This window comes from Acetobacter okinawensis (assembly GCF_002153655.1).
GTDB classification, from domain to species: domain Bacteria; phylum Pseudomonadota; class Alphaproteobacteria; order Acetobacterales; family Acetobacteraceae; genus Acetobacter; species Acetobacter okinawensis_A.
This window is the reverse complement of sequence record NZ_JOPJ01000029.1, coordinates 1-20,076: the sequence shown is the minus strand read 5'-3', so window position 1 is coordinate 20,076 and position 20,076 is coordinate 1. Positions and strand designations below refer to the sequence as shown.

Here is a 20,076-nt window from a genome sequence, read left to right as displayed (position 1 = left end):
CAGTATGACGAGGCCGGGCTCTCCGCCCCCCACATCGTCGCAACCGCACTCAACGCACTCGGCGTGAGTGTTACGGAAGAACGGACGGCCTGATTATATGGCGCGACGGCGGGCGGACCAGCTTCTTGTAGATCGCGGCTTGGTAGAAAGCCGCACAAAAGCGCAGGCCATGATTATGGCTGGACTCGTTTTTAGCGGCACCAAGCGCGTAGCCAAGGCGGGAGACCAGTTGCCCGAAGATGCGGCGCTGGAATTGCGTGGGCAGGACCATCCGTGGGTTTCTCGCGGCGGGTGCAAGCTTGCGCATGCTCTGGAGTATTTCAACCTTTCGCCCAAGGGCAGGCAATGTCTGGACGTGGGAGCCTCCACCGGGGGCTTTACGGATGTGCTGCTGACCCACGGGGCAGAGCATGTCTATGCTGTTGATGTCGGGCATGGACAGTTGGCCTGGAAGCTACGTTCTGATCCGCGGGTGAGTGTGCTTGAAAAGTGCAATGCTCGTTATCTGGACAAAACACTCATACCTGTAGCGCCTGAAGTCATTGTCTGTGATGCGAGCTTTATAGGGCTTCGTACGGTATTGCCTGCAGCTCTTGGGCTTGCTGCGGATAATGCGTGGGCTGTGGCTCTGATCAAACCGCAGTTTGAGGCCGGGCGGGAGCAGATTGGTGCAAAAGGTGTTGTGCGGGACCCTGCGGTGCATGATTCTGTCTGCGCGACCATACAGGAGTGGTGGTCCAGCCTGCCTGGCTGGCAGGTGATGGGCATTGAGCCCAGCCCGATTACTGGGCCGGAAGGGAACCGGGAGTTCCTGATTGCTGCGCAGCGTAAGGCATAAAAAATTTAATGTGTGCGTAAAGGTTAAATTAAATTTTCAGGTTGCTTCCCGTTTTTTGCATGGCAGATGAACAGATTTTTTGCCACAATTCTCCGAGAGAATAGAAAAATCAAGTCATCACCAAGGGAAGGAAAACTGCACCATGCGTACGATAGCAACCCTGTTTGGTGCCGCCTTCGTGTTGACATCCAGCTCTCTGGTGTACGCGGCTCCGGTACATCACCCCTCCACTGCCACCCAACCCACGACTGAAACCGGGAGCGCTCTGCTGCGTGACTATGAGCAGGATGGACTGATCCTGCAAGATGACATGCAGGCCGGTGTGCTGAGCATTAAGGCAGACCCTGCTACAGTGCATGTCAGCGGTGTATCTGGGCAGGCGAACCTGTATCGTCAGACAGTAAAGGACGTACTGTCAGCCGCCGCGACCTATGCCTATCTCTATTTTGGCCAAAATCCGGAGGCAACCAAACTCTCTGTTGTGGCCGACATACAGGAAGATGCCGCCGGTCCGGCCAGCATGAGTGTTGGGGATGACAAGCCAGCAGGCCCGGCGCTGACAATTGAAATTGCCCGTCCATCCTTCCCTATTTCAGCTGATACAAAGCCCGATGCATATTCGGCGCAGACTATTGGTATGATTTTGGACAATGTAGACACCACAAAAATGACCATGGCAGCATGGCTGCAAAGTGCCCTGAAGAGCCAGCCTGCGGCACAGTGAGGCGTATGGTGCTGCATCGCGCAAAATGATGCGGTGGTGTGAGAGCAAAGAGGCCGGTATCTGTCGGTCCGTTTTTTTGTTATGAAGTCACCTCTCCATCTTTTGCGAAGCAGTGCCATCCCCATGTCGTCTCCCGTTTCCTCCGTCTCCACCCCAGCTGATGCTGACGCTATTACCGCGCTTAATGCCGAGGAACGCGCCCGTATTCTGGCAAAAGCGGCTCTGTTCAGCCCCCCTTCCCCAGTGACGGCAGATGGGCGGCGAGATATTGTTGGCCTTTCCCGCGAGGAACTGACTGAAATCCTGCTCGAAATTGGTGAAAAACCGTTCCGGACCAAGCAGTTGTGGCACTGGATCTATCATCAGGGTGTTACTGACTTTTCGCTCATGAGCAGCATTGCCAAGCCGCTCCAGCAAAAACTGGCAGAAAAATTCATTATCGCGCGGCCCGAGGCTTCTGCCGTGCAGACGTCTCAGGATGAAACACGGAAATTCCTGTTCCGCTTCCGCGATGGGCAGGAAGCGGAAACCGTCTATATCCCTGACCGCCGCGAGGACCGTGGTGCTGTGTGCATTTCGTCGCAGGTCGGCTGCACGTTATCCTGCACATTCTGCCATACTGGCACCCAGAAGCTGGTCCGCAATCTGGGGGCCGCGGAAATTGTGGGGCAGTTTATGGCTGCGCGGGATTCTTATGGCGAATGGCCAAGCCCCAAGGGTGACACCCCTCGCCTGCTCTCCACCATTGTGCTGATGGGAATGGGCGAGCCGCTGTACAATTATGAAAACATTGCCAAGGCCATGCGGATTATCATGGACGGAGAGGGCATTGGCCTGTCACGGCGCAGGATTACGCTTTCAACTTCCGGGGTGGTGCCACTTATGGACCGTTGCGGGGATGAGCTGGGTATTAACCTTGCTGTCTCCTTACACGCGGTGCGTAATGACCTGCGGGACGAGATTGTCCCCCTCAACCGTAAATATCCGATTGAGGAAGTGCTCGCTGCCTGTCGCCGCTATCCCGCAGCAAGTAATGCGCGACGCATTACCTTTGAATACATCATGCTGCGCGGCGTGAATGATAGCGAGGCCGATGCGCGGGAACTGGTCAGGCTGATTGCGGACATTCCGGCAAAGGTTAACCTGATTCCCTTCAACCCGTGGCCGGGGAGTGACTATCGCCCTTCCACGCGTGAGCAGCAGAACAGGTTTGCGGAAATTATCATGAACGCGGGTTTTGCCTCCCCCATTCGCACGCCTCGTGGCCGGGATATTCTGGCCGCTTGTGGGCAGTTGAAAACTGCGAGTGAGCGGGTACGGAACACCCCTTAACCCAGAAAAATACATATTTTTCTTATCCGATCATGGCTGGAGCCGGAAAGCGCTCTGGCTCCGGGCCTTTCTCGGTGATAGGAGAAGGGCAAACCTGTTATTCAAAGAGATCAGGAGATTGGTGCATGGGCGCGACTTCCGCCAAAAAAGACGTAAAAAAGGTTGTTCTGGCATACTCAGGTGGGCTGGATACGTCCGTTATCCTGCGTTGGCTGCAAAAAACCTATGGCTGTGAAGTCGTAACCTTTACGGCGGATCTTGGGCAGGGCGAAGAACTGGAGCCTGCACGCAAGAAAGCCGAGATGTTCGGCGTCAAGGAAATTTTTGTGGAAGACCTGCGCGAGACATTCGTGAAGGATTTTGTCTTCCCGATGTTCCGTGCCAACACGCTTTACGAAGGTCAGTACCTGCTGGGCACGTCCATTGCCCGCCCCCTGATTGCGCAGCGTCAGATTGAAATTGCAGAAGCCGTAGGGGCCGATGCCGTTGCCCATGGTGCGACTGGTAAAGGGAATGATCAGGTTCGCTTTGAACTGGCTTATTATGCCCTTAAGCCTGACATCACGGTTATTGCACCCTGGCGTGAATGGGACCTGACGTCGCGCACCCGTCTGCTGTCGTTTGCTGAAGAAAATCAGATTCCCATTGCCAAGGACAAGCGTGGCGAAGCTCCGTTCTCGGTTGATGCCAACCTGCTGCATTCCTCTTCCGAAGGGAAGATGCTGGAAGACCCGGCCATTGCCCCGGAGGAAATTGTTTTCCAGCGCACGATCGCGCCCGAAGCAGCTCCCGACCGCGCAACAGAAATTACCATTGATTTTGTCAGTGGTGACCCCGTTGCCATTAACGGTGAGGCCATGTCCCCGGCAACGCTGCTGACCCGCCTGAATGAGCTTGGCCGGGCCAATGGGATTGGTCGACTTGATCTGGTGGAAAACCGCTTTGTGGGTATGAAGTCACGTGGCGTGTACGAAACACCGGGCGGCACAATCCTGCTGACGGCGCATCGGAGCATTGAGTCCATTACTCTGGACCGTGAAGCCATGCATCTTAAAGACAGCCTGATGCCGCGTTATGCGTCTATTCTGTACAATGGTCTGTGGTTTTCTCCCGAACGCCGTATGCTACAGGCTCTGATTGACGCCTCGCAGCATTCTGTAACTGGTCGTGTGCGGCTTAAGCTGTACAAGGGCAATGTTATTTGTGTTGGCCGTGAAAGCCCCAATAGCCTGTATGACACCCGCGTTGTGACCTTTGAAGATGACGAAGGTGCCTATAATCAGGAAGATGCACAGGGCTTTATCAAGCTGAATGCCCTGCGGCTTCGTCTTGGCGCGCAGATCGGCCGTAAGGGTGGCGCGCTTTAAGCGCCACTTCTGCTGAACTTTGCAAGGGAGCACATAAACGCCATGTCCCGTCGATTTTCTTTTGTTCCGTGTATGCTTGCGGCCACTCTGGCCTTGTCGTTGAGTGCCTGCGGTGGGCACAAAGCTGAAGATGTTGAACTGACACCTGCACAGCAAATGGCCAAACTGCGCGCGCAGCCGGGTGTGACGGTGCTGAAGGATGGTCTGGCTTACAAGGTTCTTGAATCCGGCCCCAAAGATGGTGAGCAGCCCCGCAAAGGGGATGTGATGATGCTGATCTATGAAGGGCGCCTGCCAGACGGATCTATTTTTGACGGGTCTGACCAGCACGGCAACGGGGCATACATGCAAATGCCGCTTGACGGACTGGTACAGGGCTGGATGGAAGCACTCCCCCTCATGCATGTTGGGGACACATGGATGCTCTATGTACCACCTGAACTGGGTTACGGTCACAGGTCCATGGGGGTTATTCCGTCCGATAGTCCGTTGGTGTTCCGTATTCAACTTCTGGGTGTTGAACACACACATAGTACGCCCTGAATGATGCCGGGCATGGTGCTGCCTTCTGTGGGGTAGGCCATACCCGCGCAACTATGCGTGTTTTGTAGTGATCTTGGGTGTGCGATCTGGGCCGAAAGATCTTTTACAGGTATTTTCCCGGCCATATTGACCTGCCAAGCGCCATGCTTTGCCCCTCCCCTTCTCCCGACCGGGGGATGGTAGATGCAGGGCAATGGTTCTGCCGGTCAAAAACATAAAGTCTTTGGCTGACCGTATTATGCCCGTTTTGTGGTGTGTGGCACGCAAGCAGGTTTGGTAAAGTCTGGTAGACTGCTTTTTTCTGCGTATTTTTCATCCTTACAGACAATAGCGATAGACCCGTATGCAACGTATTTTTTCTGGCATTCAGCCCTCTGGTGTTCCTCAGCTTGGTAATTACCTGGGGGCGATCCGCAACTGGGTCAATCTGCAGGCAGACCATGAGTGTGTATTCTGTCTGGTGGACATGCATGCCATTACGGTCTGGCAGGAGCCTGCCAAGCTGCGGGAGCACACACTTACTCAGGCGGCTATCCTGCTTGCATCGGGGATTGATGCGGAACAGCATATTCTGTTCAATCAATCTGCGGTTTCTGCTCATGCACGTCTGGCGTGGATTTTTAACTGCGTTGCCCGTCTTGGCTGGTTGAACCGTATGACCCAGTTTAAAGACAAAGCTGGTAAGGATCGGGAGAACCACTCAGCTGGGCTTTATGTTTACCCCAATCTGATGGCAGCAGACATATTGGCCTACAAGGCAACGCGCGTGCCCGTGGGTGAAGACCAGAAGCAGCATCTGGAGTTAACCAACGATATTGCCCAGAAGTTCAACCATGATTACGGCGTAGAGTTTTTTCCGCAGGTTGAAGCGCTCATCCCTCCCGAAGCTGCGCGTGTTATGAGCCTTCGGGATGGCAGCAAAAAAATGTCCAAATCAGATCCATCAGCTCAAAGCCGCATTGAACTGACCGATGATTCTGATGCAATTGCCCTAAAAATCAAACGCGCGAAAACGGACACTGGTGTTATCCCCTCTACCCCAGCGGAACTGACGGAGCGGCCAGAAGCAAAAAACCTTGTTTCAATTTACGCAGCCCTGTCCGGCATGAGCGTACAGCAGGTGCTTGATCAGCATCAGGGGCAAGGCTTTGGTCCTTTTAAGGCGGCTTTAACTGAGGTTGTGGTGAATGAAATTGCGCCTATCGCCACAAAAACCAGCCAGCTTTTGCAAGATGAAGCCTATCTGGTACAAATGCTGCACAATGGCGCGCAACGGGCTCAGGCGATTGCAGAACCGATTGTCTCGGAAGTTGAAAAGCTGGTTGGATTTGTTAAGCCGCTTTAAACTGCTTGTGTGTGGAGTATGATCGTCTTTTGTTGCAACTGAGTTCTGGGTTTTAAGCTTATGGCACAGCATTCCTCTTCTGATCTGTCCTTGGCGTCGGATTTGCAGACCATGGATGCTGTAGCCTTGCAGCGGGCCAATCGCTTGCAGGATGCTGTTGTAGCGTATCAGGCCGTATTACAACGCAATCCCGACGATGCTTATGCCCTGAGTAATTATGGTGGTCTCCTCTGCACGTTAGGAGAGTTCCATGCCGCACAGGAGTTGCTTGCCCGTGCAGTCAGGCTGAAGCCAGATATGGCAGATGCGTGGTCCAATTATGGTAATGTTCTCTATGAACAGCAGGATTATGCGGGGGCGATCGCCGCTTTTAAAAAATGCCTGACATTGCAACCTCAGCATGGTCTGGCGTTGAGTAATCTGGGTGTTGTGCTGGATTGCCAAGGGCGGCATGCACTTGCGCAGAATTTTCACGCCGCTGCCATACGGTTTGAGCCCGATAATGGGCAATCACGCACCAACTACGCACTCTCCCTTTTAGCACAAGGACGTTACGCTGAAGGGTTTGAGGCGTATGAATGGCGTTGGAACAGCAACATTATTGGCAAGCACAATCTGCAGGGTCAATTGTGGAAGGGTGAGACGTTTGTAGGCAAAACCCTGCTGGTGCATACAGAAGGCGGCTTTGGCGATATGCTGCATTTTGTACGCTTTATTCCGTTTGCAGCGGAACGTGGCGGCAAAATTATTGTAAAAGTGCGCAAAGAGTTGCTGACACTGCTGCAACGCTCTTTTCCCGAACAGATGTTTATTACGGTTGATGATGTCGCCCCTCCCCATGAGCTGGAATGTTCGGTGGGGAGCCTGCCTTATTTACTGGGCACAACGCTGGAAACAATTCCTCTGGCTAACGGGTACCTGACTGCCGACCCGGTGCGTGTGGCGTCATGGAAGGACCGTCTGGACAAAGATGTGTTCTTCAATGCGGCAAAACCTACATTAAGCATAGGGCTTGTTTGGGCTGGCTCTCCCCACCGTGAGGTCAGATATGTGGAGTTTGTGGACCAGCGCAGGTCCGTCAGCCTGCAAAGCCTTGCTCCACTGGCGCAGGTCCCCAATGTTTTGTTCTATAGTTTGCAGGTTGGGGAAAAAGGTGTGCAGGCCAAAGCGCCCCCAGCAGGAATGAAATTGATCAACCACACCAAATCACTGCATGATTTTGATGATACGGCTGCGTTGATCAGTAATCTGGACATGGTGATCTCTGTTGATACATCCGTTGTGCATCTTGCTGCAGGATTAGGCAAACCGGTCTGGATGTTGTCGCGGTTTGACCAATGCTGGCGCTGGCTTTCTGGCCGCACAGATACGCCGTGGTATGACAATCTGCGTATTTATCAGCAGCCTGAACCGGGTGATTGGAATACTCCGCTACAAAAAATGGTTTCTGACCTTCGCGGTCTTGAAGAAACTATACGAGAAAATAACAATATATAAGTATTGGATATATTTCTTACTTTTAAATCTTATTTATATTATTAAAAATACACCATTATGCTTCGAATTATTTTTCTGGCTCGTGTGTGCGGAAAAAATCTTTTTCGGGAAGTCAAAAAAAATGGGTAAGTAATTTTTTGGAAAATTTTGAGAAAATAACCTGTGAATTAAAGAACTAAAATCTATTATTATTTAAATAAAACTGAATGATAAAAATTATTATTTAAGAATAAAATATGCGCAATTGAGTTTATTTATAAAAAAATTCTTGAATTGATTCATCATAATGATTATGAATTATTGAGAACGCACAATCCTGTGCTTTTTATCCCGTGATGCGCGATCCCATTTTCGTGCCCGTTTCTTGATGGTCCGTGATGTATATTCCGGACTTGCATCACGCACGTCTGCGCCCTTGCTCCTTAGGGCCATGTTTACACCAGCAGACTGCAAAAAATACATAAGGAGAGAGCGTCTTGCCAGAGACAAGCCCTCAGTCACCCACGCAATCGCGTGGTCTCGCCGCCTTTTTGGGCATACCTCAACCCCTCTTTTTTGGTTTTGTTGGCCTGCTGCTGTTTATGGTCGGCGATGGCGTGGAGGCTGGTTACCTTGACACATATATGCTGCACCATGGGCATAGTCAGGGTGATGTAAACCTCATGTTCACAACATATGGCGTAACGGTCATGCTCTCTGCATGGCTGGCAGGGCCATTGTCGGACCTGTATGGGCCAAAGCGTACCATGTGGGCGGGGCTGCTCCTGTGGGCCGTGCTGGAGGTGGGGTTTTTGTCATTGGGGCTGGGGCCGGACAATCTGTCCATGACGCTTCTGTTCTATACTCTGCGTGGCTTTGCCTACCCTTTGTTCGCATATGGCTTTCTGGTCTGGATTGCAGCCGCCACACCTGCGCGGATGTTGGGTTCTGCTGCGGGTTGGTTCTGGTTCTCTTTTTCTGCTGGCCTGCCTACTCTGGGCTCGCAGTTTGCACGCTATACCATCCCTTTTATTGGTGAACTGGCAACGTTCTGGTGTTCGTTGGGGTTGGTTATTCTGGGCGGTCTTACGGCTCTTCTGTTTGTTCGTGAGCCCATTGGGGCCAAGCCACTGGTCAATGAAGGTGCTGATAAAAAACAGGTTTTTTTTGGGTCGATCAGTATTATGTGGCGCGAACCCAAAACATTGGTTGCGGGGGTTATTCGTACAGTCAACACATCATCCGAATATGCATTTCTGGCGATTATGCCCGCTTTTTTTGTGGACCAACTCCATTTCTCCCAATCGCAATGGCTTGATCTGTTGTCCCTGATCTTTCTGGGCAATATTCTGTTCAATCTTGCCGCAGGTATGTTGGCGGACAAGCTTGGCCATCGTTTTGTTATTGCGATTGGTGGCTGTGTTGGTTGCTGTGTTACCATCCCCCTCTTCTACTACGTGCCTCTATGGTACCCGGGTAACTTTACGTTCGCTGCCATTGCAGGCTTTGTTTACGGGGGTACAGTTGCCGCTTTTGTGCCGATGTCGGGCTTGATGCCCCTGATCTGCCCCAAAGAAAAAGCCGCAGCATTGTCCATTCTGGGGTTAGGTGCCGGAGCTAGTACATGGGTTGGCCCAGCCGTGGTGAGTATTTGTGAGTCCTGGCTGGGTATGGGGCTGGAAGGCGTGATCTGGAGTTTTTCCGGGTTGTATCTGGCGGCAGGTATTCTCACGCTTTGCCTACGTATTTCGCCCGAAGCGCGCCGCCACACCCAGATGCTGGAAAAAAAGAAAAAACAGTCTGTATCTGCTGATTTTCGTGGTGCCCAGCAAACTGCATGATCGTTTATTGATCCTGCATAGGAAAGACAAAAAAAGGGAGGCGAGAACGCCTCCCTTTTCCCCTTCCGCCAAGAAGTGTGTTGACGTTGCTCCTGCACCACCAGAGGGAGCAATGATGTGCATCAAGTTCCAGTAATTTGGATCAATATCCCTCTCATAGTTGGCGCGCTTTCGCTTCAGGCTCCCGCCAGGCCCTCTCCAACCATGTTTTTGGGGTCCACATTCTGGTCAAAAACGTCGGCACTTACCCCGGATACAAGAGCTGCCTCCCTGAGTGTTTCGTCTTTTTCCATGGCACGGTGCGCAATGGCCGAGGCTTTGTCATAGCCAATAACCGGGCTTAGAGCAGTTACCAGCATGACCGATACATCCACATAATGTTTTATTTTCTGTTCGTTCAAAGTGGTTCCTTCAACCGAGAACTGCAAAAAGCTACGACAGCCATCGGCTAGAATACGAATGGAATGTAAAACATTGGCGGCAATAACGGGACGCATGACGTTAAGCTCAAAGTTGCCCTGAGCGCCCGCAAAGGCGACCGTGGCATCATTTCCCAGCACCTGTGTTGCAATCATGATCAACGCCTCGCACTGCGTCGGGTTGACCTTGCCGGGCATAATGGATGAACCCGGTTCATTTTCGGGCAGGTTCAGTTCCGCCAGACCGCAGCGTGGGCCAGAGCCAAGCCAGCGCATATCATTGGCGATTTTCAGCAGGGCCACGGCAAGGCCACGCAGCCCGGCAGAGGCGCGTACCATGGCGTCCAGCCCTCCAAGAGCTGCAAATTTATTGGGAGCGGTTACAAAAGGTAGGCCCGTAAGTACTGCAATATGTTCTGCAATGGCTTTGCCAAATCCTTTTGGGGCGTTCAACCCTGTACCCACGGCTGTACCGCCCGCAGCAAGCTCTGCAAGGCCTGCTCTGGCTGAGCGGAGCGCATCCAGAGCATTGTCCAGTTGTTGAGCCCACCCCGACCACTCCTGCCCGACTGTGAGTGGCACGGCGTCCTGTAGATGTGTTCGTCCCATTTTGATAACATCGCGCCACCCTTCCGCCTTTGTGCGAATACAGGCGATAAGTGCCTCAATCTGGGGGAGAAGTGTTTTTTCAATTTCAAGCAATGTCACCACATGCATAACTGTGGGGAAAGAGTCATTGCTGGATTGACCCATGTTGACGTCGTCATTGGGATGGACGGGTATTTTTGAGCCAATCTGCCCGCCTAATAGTTGGATGGCCCGGTTAGCTATAACCTCGTTGACGTTCATGTTGGTCTGCGTGCCGGAGCCAGTCTGCCAGACAAACAGCGGAAATTCGGAATCCAACAGGCCGGAACTGACTTCATCTGCGGCCTGAATAATGGCGGCCGCCTTCCAGTTTGGTAGGCGGTTATCTGCCAGATTAACCTGTGCGGCCGCTTTTTTGACGATCCCGTAAGCCCGGCAAAGCTCAATGGGCATAATGTCACGACCAATGGAAAAATGCACCAGACTACGTTGTGTCTGCGCTCCCCAGTAGTGCTCGGCTGGCACAGCGATGCTGCCCATGGAATCACTCTCGGGCCGTGTGCCTGTGGCATCTATGCCAATACCCACATCACGCAGGTGATACATTGCGGTCATGATCGGTCCCTTCGTTTGCCCGCGCCCTCCTCAGGGGCACAGACATTCCCAGAGATACGCGCCGAGCCTGACAGGCAAGTCGTGCTTTTTAACGATAGGCCGGCAGCGCGGTTCCGCTGGGTCACAAGAATGTGGGAGCGTGAATGGTGCAGCGCGCATGATAAAAAGGGAGGCTGCTCAAAGCCTCCCTTTTTGGTATTTTTTGTCAGGCAGGCAATGTTGCCAAAGCCGCCAGCACACCTTGGCTACGGATAACTTTACGCAGTTCCACAACCTGCTGATCCAGTGCATGACTGTCCAGATCACGCCATGCGTCAAATGCAGGCAGTTTTAAACCGGCAGCATAATCATCGGAGTGGATAAGGGCTTGCTGGGCCTGCGCATAAGCTGGCTCGGCGGTGGAATAGTGCTGACCCGACGAGGTGACACCACGTAACATTTCCAGATAAGCGGCTATACCAAAGGCCATGCGTGAACAGTCTTTATGCCCAAGTAGTAAGTCACGCACTGTTTCGGTCCAGAATACCTGAATTTTGGCGCAGCCATCACCGGCAATCCGCAATGTCTGGTCTGCCATGGCAGGGTTGGAAAAACGGCTGAGCACGCTTTGCATATACTCCTGCAAGTCAACTCCCGGAGGTGCCTTGAGTGTTGGGATGACGTCCCGGACAAGAAAGTTTTCCACATTCTGCTTGAGTGCCGGGTCTTTAATGGCCTGATCTACATGGGCATACCCCAGCAGAATAGCGGGAAAGCTGAGCATGATATGTGACGCGTTGAGCATGCGGATTTTAACGTGCTCGTAATCTGTTACGTCAGAAACGAATTGTACCCCAGCGCGTGCCAGATCGGGCCGACCGTCTGCAAAATTATCTTCAAGCACCCATTGGTGAAAATCCTCGGCGACCACGGGCAGGTCGTCCTCCAGTCCGCTATAATCATTCAACTGGCGTGCGTCATTTGCCGTAACTGTTGGTGTAATGCGGTCCACCATAGCGTTGGGGAATGTTGCGTTCTGCGCAATCCACTCGGCCAGTTCTGGGTCATGTGCCTGTGCAAATCCCAGAAAAGCCTTGCGCGCAACATCACCATTATGGCGCAGATTATCGCACGACATAATGGTGAAGGCCTTGAGGCCCGCATTGCGTCTACGGCGCAGGGCTGACACAACATAGCCAAAAATTGTAATTGGGCTTTCCAGATTGTGCAGGTCTTGCTGCACGTTCGGATTTTCGAGGTCAAATGCTCCGGTTGCCTCGTTAATATTGTAGCCCCCTTCCGTTATGGTCATGGAAACAATGCGGGTGCTGGGGTTGCTGAGTCGCTCCAGAACTTTTTGAGGGTCCTCTGCCGCCAGTAGATAATCACGCAGTGCTGCAATAACACGCACGGAACGCTTACCATCGGGCGCACACTCGGTGAGGGAATAGAGACAGTCCTGCGCTTTGAACGTGGCAGCTTTTTTGCGCGAATGTTCACCATCGGTCAGGCCCACGCCAATAATGCCCCAACTTGGCTCCGCGTGGAGAATTTTATCGATGTAAAGGGCCTCATGCGCCCGAAAGAAATTGCCAACACCAAAATGAACAATGCCGGGTTTAATATCCAGAGGGTTATAATCTGGTAAATGAACGGAAGAGACCGCCTTTTTGATGTTATCAAGGTTGAGCATGTGTTCCTCCAAAATACTATCAGAATTATTTTCCATGATAATTTCTGGATTTTAAAATTTCAATGCTTAAATTTTTCTATTTTTATTTATTATAATATTCAATTGACAATTTTAATTTGTTTTTTATTTTATTGATTGTTATCTTGTATTACTCTTATTTTCCCCTCATATTATAAATATTGTTTGCATCTTTCTGGGCAGGTTTTGACATGCATAAACGCGAACTGGGCCGCACAGGCATTATGGTGAGTGAACTTTGCCTGGGCACAATGACGTTTGGACAACAGAATACACAGGCAGAAGGCCATGCCCAGCTTGATCTGGCGCTGGATCGGGGCATTAACTTTATTGATACGGCGGAACTTTACGCCATTCCCCCACGTGCGGAGACTTATGGCGCGACCGAAACCATTATAGGTCAATGGCTCAAAGCCCGAGGTGGCCGGGACCGGCTGGTAATTGCCAGCAAGGTTGTCGGGCGCTCTTCGTCCCCATGGTATCGTCCGGGTGGAGAACAGGCCCGCCTGACCCCCCGGCAGATACGCTATGCCCTTGAAGGCTCCCTGCGCCGTCTGGGTACGGATTATATTGACCTCTACCAACTCCATTGGCCTGACCGGGTTATCGGCCTGTTTGGAGAGGGCGGCACGACCTTTACAGCCCTGCCGCAAGAAGACGCCGTACCTATTGAGGAGACACTCGGCGTGCTGGGTGATCTGGTTAATGAGGGAAAAATCCGCCACGTTGGTCTTTCCAACGAAACAGCATGGGGTGTTTCCAGCTTTCTGGCGGCTTCAAAAACCGGATTGCCGCGTGTGGCCTCCATCCAGAATGCATATAATCTTCTCAACCGGACGTTTGAGATTGGTCTGGCGGAAATGGCCCTGCGCGAGCATGTCGGGCTTCTTGCCTATTCTCCTCTGGCACAAGGCTACCTGACCGGAAAATACCTTAACGGTGCAAGGCCTGCCGGAGCGCGTACAACGCTCTTTAACCGCGCGCAACGCTATGAAAAACCCGGGGTGGACGATGCGATACGCGCATATCATGCCCTGGCTCAAGCCGAAGGGTTGAGCCCAACGCAGCTTGCAATTGCATTTGTCACAAGCCGCCCTTTTGTCACCTCAAATATTATTGGCGCTACAAGTCTTGAACAACTGGAGGTTATTCTTGGCGCGCAGGAACTGGTTGTAACACCTGAGCTGGAAGCAAAAATCAATGCAATCCATCAGGTTCATTCCAATCCGGCCCCCTGATGTCTTTTGCGTGGTTTATCAGGTGCCTGATGTTTAAAAACAACGTGGCAATATGGTGTTTGGGGGCGGCCGCCGGTGCCGCCTTCATTCATACCAACAATGTGTTGGCCCAGAGCCTGCCGCTCAGCCAGACCGCGCAGTTTGTAAGGGCTGAAGCACGGCATGTAGGCGATGCCCTTTTTACTGCTCCGGATTATAAGCCGGGGATTGTGCGGCATATGGTGATGTTTCGCTTCAAACCCCATGTTACTCAGGCTGAACGCGATGATGTTACAAAACGCTTTGTCGCCCTAGCCCAACTCTCGCGCCGCCCGGATGGTCGTGCTGTTGTTACCTCGGTTGAGGCGGGGCCGCAGATCAGCGGTGAAAATGCAGACCTTGGGCTTGAGCAAGGCTATCTGGTAACTTTTCGCTCACAGGGGGATCGCAATTTTTATGTCGGGCAACCGGTTGTGACAGATAACCGTTATTTTGATCCTGCTCATGATGCATTTAAAAAATTTGCAGGCCCATATCTGGAACGGGTCGTCGTGTTTGACTTTCCGACAGATGTTCATTTTCAGCCATAAGGCTGCTCACTGAATATTCAGTCCTTTCATTTTACGGTATAATGTAGCCCGGCTAATGCCCAGACTGCGGGCTGTAGCCGCCACATTCCCATGGCTGGCAGCCAACGCAGAGCGGACGACACTCTCTTCTGCTTTTTGCAGGCTGATTTCACAATCTGTTTCCAGCTCGCTCAGCAGGTTGGGGTGGTCTTTGATCATACTCTCCGTCCACCCCATCATGACTCTGCTGGCGTGAGTGGCTCCAATGACTTCCCCATCGCTATTCAGGGCAACCAGCGGGGCAGAGCAGCCATTTGCCGGGGCAAGCGTTACTATTTTTTTGCCCACATAATGCGTGCGAAAAAGCTGCTCTTCTATGCGCCGTCCAGACTGTAGCAACGTATCCATAAGCAGCGCTGCGTAAGGCTTGGTCGAATTTCCATTAAATGCCGCGAGGTTGAGAGCGCCCGCTACATGCCCCTGAGCATCAAAAACAGGTACGGCATAGCTGGCAAGGAGCGAGAAGCAGAAACGCCAATGCTCCCCCTGCCCCAAAAATATCGGACATTTCTCTTTTACGCATGTACCAACGCCATTGGTGCCTGCTGTGGATTCATGCCACACGGCGCCTTTGCGCAAATGGAGCCGCCGGCAAACCGACAGATGTGTTTCATCCGCGCAGCGTGCCAGAATGGTCGCGTCCGGGTCTGCCAGCAGCACCATAAGACCCATGCCCTGCACAAGATCAAACAATCTGCGCATTTCTTCCATGGCGGATTTGAGTAACAGCGATGAGCGACCACTTGCCTGCCTGAATTCGGCCCCGGACAACACATCGGCTATCCAGCCCTGTGAAGGGTCCAGATGGTAGGCAGAGGCACAACGCTCCCATGACTGCTGGATGCGGGCATCGCTTGTTGGTGGAGCTTTGTGATGGACCGGGGGCGGCAGAATATCATCGTCTGCCATATTTTTCCTGCTCAGTTTGCCATTCATGCAGTCTTCCACCAGTTAGCTCACGTAGATCCTCTGCGCTTTTGACAAAGACAGGCGTTACAGTTGCTGTGCATGTTACCGCATATGCTCTGCGGGTTTAAAGGGAATTTTATCATCTGCCGAAAGAGATTTATGCATAATCTTTACCAAAGGTAGACCAGCTTGAGGTAGTAGGCATTGGTCTCCGGTGTATTCCGCGCTTCCAGTGAATGCGAATATCGCCCAGTAATAGAGAAGTGCTTGGAGACATTGTACATCAACCCAAGACCTAGAGTGCTTTCTCTACTGTTGGAATCATCAAGGTAGTGTTTGGCTGTATTGTCATACGTGCCTTTTACATTCTGCCAGTCAAACGCGACAAAGGGTTCCAGCTTTTTGGTTGCTTTCCAACTGAAACGTAAATTGGTGTAAAAGACGACACCGGGCGAATAGCTATGTGCGTTTTTGACATGCTTGGTGGAGCCGACAACGGTTCCTGCGTCACCATCAAAACTGAAATGTTTCCATTCGTAGTCAAAGATCAGACTGGAAATATTAGACCAGTATTGGGGGGATGTCGCATCGCGCGTGCCTTGTGGTGTCTGCATAAAAGTCTGTATGCCCAGAGTACTGTGAGCATTGGGTTTAAACCACGCAGCGGGACCTACAATGGTTGGACCCAGACCACCATAATTGGTTCCGTTAGCCAGTGTGTAGCTTTCTGACTGAATGAGTTCGAAAGCAAACCCGACATGTGGAATGGCCTCAAAACTGCGGAAATGCACATATTTGGTCATGCCCGCCCAGGTGTGGCTACCACCATGTGCCTGGCGTTGGCCCAGGCTGTTGTAAGTGCTGCCTGCGGCATTCCCGTCCCCATACTGCACCAGAACATTAAAGGGTTTAAAATCAACCGGCAGATCATACTCGTGTGGGCCAATAATGCCGAGCGTTACGTCTGCCGCATGGGCAGAGGACGCATAAGCCAGAACCACACCGGGTATGACAAGGCGAAGCAGAGAGCGTAACCGCTCTGGCTTTTCTGTCAGACGCATCAGAAGGATTTCCGTATATCAGGAAAACGGGGCTTCAGAACAATTCTGAAGCCCCGCATGGAAGGCGCGTTACTGGGTTTTGGAACCCTGAGCACCATCGATTGTGTAAGCAATGATGTAATCACCGCTCCGGGTACCAAGTCCCCCGTGGCCACCAGCGGCAATCACAACGTACTGCTTGCCTCCGGCCTCGTAGGACATGGGGGTAGCCTGACCACCTGCTGGCAGGCGATCGCTCCAGATAACCTGCCCTGTGGCAAGGTCAAACCCGCGCAGATAATCATCTGCGGTAGCGCCCATGAACACGACACCGCCTTTGGTCACAATATTTCCGCCGATGTTATACATGCCAGTTGGCAACGGCAGATTGTTGTGGGTGCGGAAAGGCCCAGTGTCACGCGTGGTGCCGACAGGATGCTGCCAGACGATTTTTTTGCTAACAAGGTCAATCGCGGTCAGCGTACCCCATACTGGTCCTTTGCAGGGGATCTGCAATGGGTTCAGCCATGGGTTGGTGTAGGCAATGTACGGCGTGCCATAGTCTGGCGAGACAGACAGGGCATCCCCTTTGGCGGCGGGTTCTTCCCCTTTGCCATCCCACTTGGGCAGGGTTCCCGGTCCTTCAAGCGTATGACGTTTTTCCAGACGGATACGGAATGGCAGGTAGCTTGCATTGGCCAGCAGCAGTTTACGCTGTGGGTCAATGGTAATGCCCTGCCAGTCGATAACGCCGTAGAACGCAGGGTAGACAATAGTGGTCTTGCCCAGATGCGGCGGAGTGAACTGCCCGTCATAAGCCGATTGACGATATTCTATACGGCAGATCATCTGGTCGAGCAGGGTGGCACCCCACATATCCGACTCTTTCAGATCCGGCGGGGTAAGCGAAGGCATGGCTGTAGGATAAGGCTGCGTGGGAGACACGCGGTCATCCGCCAGATGGCCTGCGGTGGGGACAGGTTTTTCTGCCACCGGATAACCCGGAACAGGTTCACCCGTACGGCGGTCAAGCACAAAGAATTCGCCACGTTTGGTGCTTTGCACCAGAGCCGGAATGCTCTCCCCGTTCGGGCCGGGCAGATCCACCATGGACGGGCCGGATGGAATATCCATATCCCACAGGTCATGGTGTACGGTCTGGTAAATCCAGCGGCGTTGGCCTGTTTCAATGTCCAAAGCCACGGTTGCGCTGGATGACGCATCATCAAACGGCCGACGTGAACCACCCCAGTTATCGGGTGGCGCGTTGCCTGTTGGGATGTAAACCAGCCCCAGATCAAGATCTGCCGTGTAAACGCCCCATGCATTCGGGGTGTCGCGCGTCAGTTCATCATTCGGGCCGGGCTTCCATGTTTCTGGGTTGTGACCAACATCCCATGCCCATTCGATGGCACCTGTGGTGGCATTGAATGCACGGATGGCGCCGGAGGGTTCAAAATTGGCCTGATTATCAAATATCCAGCCGCCAGTAATCAGCCGGTTTTTTGCCACCATGGGTGGAGATGTCACAAAGTGGAAGCCGTGCGGCACATGGCCCAGATAATCACGCAGGGAAATAAAGCCATGATCGCCAAAGTCATCACACGGCTGGCCAGTTTCCGCATTGACGGCGACCATGCGCACGTCTGCCACCGGTGAGTAAATGCGGTTGCGGCAGGTCGTCTGAATTTCATCGGGGATATGGTAGTAAGAAACACCACGGCAAGCCAGATATACGTTTTTATCCAGATCAGCCGTTGCTGGTTTGGGGTCAAACTTCCATTTAACCTTACCAGTTAGTGCATCCACGGCCATGACCCAGCTATGGGGCGTGCACATGTATAGTGTGTCACCGACCTTGATCGGGGTGAGTTCAAGATTGAACTCATGACCCTGATCTGGGCCAGCTACAGTGCCTTCTCCATCTTGCTGCACGTCACCTGTACGGGTCATCCATGCGCGCTTGAGGTGGCTGATATTGGCTGGAGTAATCTGCCCGACCGGGGAGTAACGGTCCCCACCAACCGTGCGGCCATAAGCTGCCCAGTCGGCATCAGGCACCCCGTTGGCGGCGAGATCGCTCTGCCCCTGTGCTGCCATACGGTCAGCCGGAACAGTGCCATTGATGGAATAGGAGGCAAAGCAGCTGGCGATGACCACAAGCAGGGAAACACCAACAGCGCCCAGCACCTCGCGCTTGTCAGTCAGCCAGTCTGCACCAGTCCGCCAGACCCATGGCAGCAGCAGCCATACGCCAAGCCCGATCAGGGTGAATAAGCGGACTTCAAGCCCCCAGATGTTAAACCCGACCTCTAACAACGACCAGAGCGTTGCCAGCAGCAGCAGGCCTGCATACAGGCGGGTTGCCAGTTTGGGATTTTTGAAGCCACTAAACGCAGACGCCAGCAGAACACCGCCGGCCAGAATATAAAACCAGGACCCACCAAGGACGAGCAGTTCTGCTCCGCCCAAAAACAGGAAAAGTCCGATAAGAGCCAGTAAGGCTGAGGTTATAATTGAAAATAACCTCTTATTGCTCTCTCGCATGTTGTGTTTCTTTCTGAATGTGTTCAGTCAGCCAGAACATTGCGTAAAGCGTGAACAGTACGCCCTGATACATGACCAATTTGGTCTGATGAACAGGAAGCGCCCAGAAATTGCCACTGTTGATACAACCATGCTCACATATGTTTGTAGCAAAAAACCTAACCTGTTTCAGATTTGAGACATATCTGGTCAGATATGGCTCCATACCTTCGCTACATAACTGTGAAATGTCATGGAGAAAATGGTGCGCCGGGCAGGACTTGAACCCGCGACCAAGCCGTTATGAGCGGCCCGCTCTAACCAACTGAGCTACCAGCGCACATTTTGTCTGGTGATCCAAAAAATTGATGGAGCACCAGTCTGTCTGGCACTCATATCATCTTATCCGATAAAAAAACAGGGAGAGACCTTATAAAGTCTTCTGCATCGTTTTATCAGTTATCTCGTTCTTACGTGGCAATCGGGTCAATCTCTCTTCCCGCCTTGTGGTGTAGCGGGCTGAGAGCATGTCCTGTCGCCTAAACAATGGCCAGTTAACCTGCCTGTGGGGGGCTACTGTGTTGGCTATCAGAATACCTCCATCCAGAATGCCATGTATGGCCAAAGTCGCTCCGCGCACACGCACCGGGTAACGGCTGGGATTCGTCAGGTCCAGAGTCTGTGAAAGGTCAATCGGCCCCTCAACAGAATCGGATGCCGGACTGGCAAAGCCGGTCGTGCAGTCTCCAGCATAGCATGCATTCATCTACTTTCTCCCCAATGGAGAACATAGTAGGAACATGGTATGCGAAGTCAATGAAAAAGTGGCACGGATTTGGCACGGATTGATGTGGGTTTAGATGGGTCGATATGGTCCAATATGGACCGATATAAACTGATAGCACGCTCATTATTTTGTGGATTGTTTTCTGTAACCCGCAGAAAACTAGGGCAAACCGTGGTGGGTGCGACAGGGA

16 protein-coding genes and 1 tRNA gene are annotated in these 20,076 nt (G+C 52.5%); 10 read left to right on the top strand and 7 right to left on the bottom strand.

Features of this window, described 5'->3' with window-relative positions:
• The first annotated feature begins 97 nt into the window (after positions 1 to 97).
• The 8 genes from HK26_RS10755 to HK26_RS10720 all read left to right on the top strand — a co-directional run bounded on the left by HK26_RS10755 (position 98) and on the right by HK26_RS10720 (position 9,466).
• Positions 98 to 838, top strand: coding sequence for a TlyA family RNA methyltransferase (locus HK26_RS10755; protein ID WP_086639781.1), 741 nt, complete (start codon positions 98 to 100; stop codon positions 836 to 838).
• A gap of 142 nt (positions 839 to 980) precedes the next feature.
• Positions 981 to 1,562, top strand: coding sequence for a hypothetical protein (locus HK26_RS10750; protein WP_086639780.1), 582 nt, complete (start codon positions 981 to 983; stop codon positions 1,560 to 1,562).
• Positions 1,563 to 1,685: 123 nt separating this feature from the next.
• Positions 1,686 to 2,894 (top strand): dual-specificity RNA methyltransferase RlmN, encoded by a 1,209-nt coding sequence (gene rlmN, locus HK26_RS10745; protein ID WP_086639779.1) that lies wholly within the window; start codon positions 1,686 to 1,688, stop codon positions 2,892 to 2,894.
• 125 nt (positions 2,895 to 3,019) lie between these two features.
• A complete protein-coding gene (locus tag HK26_RS10740; protein ID WP_086639778.1) occupies positions 3,020 to 4,261 on the top strand; it encodes an argininosuccinate synthase in 1,242 nt (413 codons plus the stop codon).
• A gap of 42 nt (positions 4,262 to 4,303) precedes the next feature.
• Positions 4,304 to 4,804 (top strand): FKBP-type peptidyl-prolyl cis-trans isomerase, encoded by a 501-nt coding sequence (locus tag HK26_RS10735; RefSeq protein WP_086639777.1) that lies wholly within the window; start codon positions 4,304 to 4,306, stop codon positions 4,802 to 4,804.
• 343 nt (positions 4,805 to 5,147) lie between these two features.
• The gene (trpS, locus tag HK26_RS10730) at positions 5,148 to 6,149 is read left to right on the top strand and encodes a tryptophan--tRNA ligase (RefSeq protein WP_086639776.1); all 1,002 of its coding nucleotides are present in this window, start codon (positions 5,148 to 5,150) and stop codon (positions 6,147 to 6,149) included.
• A 60-nt stretch (positions 6,150 to 6,209) separates the two neighbouring features.
• Positions 6,210 to 7,646: a tetratricopeptide repeat protein gene (locus tag HK26_RS10725; RefSeq protein ID WP_086639775.1), complete on the top strand. Its 1,437-nt coding sequence runs from the start codon at positions 6,210 to 6,212 to the stop codon at positions 7,644 to 7,646.
• Between the two features lie 476 nt (positions 7,647 to 8,122).
• On the top strand, positions 8,123 to 9,466 hold the full coding sequence (locus HK26_RS10720; protein WP_086639774.1) for an MFS transporter: 1,344 nt from the start codon (positions 8,123 to 8,125) through the stop codon (positions 9,464 to 9,466).
• A gap of 176 nt (positions 9,467 to 9,642) precedes the next feature.
• Here the strand turns inward: HK26_RS10720 and fumC are convergent, their stop codons facing one another.
• Entirely contained in the window at positions 9,643 to 11,088 is a 1,446-nt protein-coding gene (gene fumC, locus HK26_RS10715; protein ID WP_086639773.1) for a class II fumarate hydratase, read from the bottom strand.
• Positions 11,089 to 11,293: 205 nt separating this feature from the next.
• The gene (locus tag HK26_RS10710; protein ID WP_086639785.1) at positions 11,294 to 12,760 is read right to left on the bottom strand and encodes a mannitol dehydrogenase family protein; all 1,467 of its coding nucleotides are present in this window, start codon (positions 12,758 to 12,760) and stop codon (positions 11,294 to 11,296) included.
• Positions 12,761 to 12,969: 209 nt separating this feature from the next.
• Here HK26_RS10710 and HK26_RS10705 point away from each other — a divergent pair, with 209 nt between their 5' ends.
• Positions 12,970 to 14,016, top strand: coding sequence for an aldo/keto reductase (locus HK26_RS10705; protein ID WP_086639784.1), 1,047 nt, complete (start codon positions 12,970 to 12,972; stop codon positions 14,014 to 14,016).
• A gap of 29 nt (positions 14,017 to 14,045) precedes the next feature.
• Positions 14,046 to 14,585 carry a Dabb family protein gene (locus tag HK26_RS10700; RefSeq protein ID WP_086639783.1) on the top strand — a complete coding sequence of 180 codons (540 nt, stop codon included), beginning with the start codon at positions 14,046 to 14,048 and terminating at the stop codon, positions 14,583 to 14,585.
• Positions 14,586 to 14,591: 6 nt separating this feature from the next.
• On the opposite strand, the gene HK26_RS10695 is transcribed toward HK26_RS10700, so the two are convergent.
• The 5 genes from HK26_RS10695 to HK26_RS13510 form a co-directional block, all read right to left on the bottom strand.
• Positions 14,592 to 15,533, bottom strand: coding sequence for a helix-turn-helix domain-containing protein (locus HK26_RS10695; protein WP_086639782.1), 942 nt, complete (start codon positions 15,531 to 15,533; stop codon positions 14,592 to 14,594).
• A 170-nt stretch (positions 15,534 to 15,703) separates the two neighbouring features.
• On the bottom strand, positions 15,704 to 16,594 hold the full coding sequence (locus tag HK26_RS10690; RefSeq protein ID WP_086639772.1) for a transporter: 891 nt from the start codon (positions 16,592 to 16,594) through the stop codon (positions 15,704 to 15,706).
• 69 nt (positions 16,595 to 16,663) lie between these two features.
• Positions 16,664 to 19,120, bottom strand: coding sequence for a membrane-bound PQQ-dependent dehydrogenase, glucose/quinate/shikimate family (locus HK26_RS10685; protein ID WP_086639771.1), 2,457 nt, complete (start codon positions 19,118 to 19,120; stop codon positions 16,664 to 16,666).
• 242 nt (positions 19,121 to 19,362) lie between these two features.
• Positions 19,363 to 19,439 (bottom strand) — tRNA-Ile (locus HK26_RS10675).
• Between the two features lie 90 nt (positions 19,440 to 19,529).
• Complete coding sequence (locus tag HK26_RS13510) at positions 19,530 to 19,865, bottom strand: S24/S26 family peptidase (RefSeq protein WP_180539513.1); 336 nt, start codon at positions 19,863 to 19,865, stop codon at positions 19,530 to 19,532.
• Between the last annotated feature and the right edge of the window lie 211 nt (positions 19,866 to 20,076).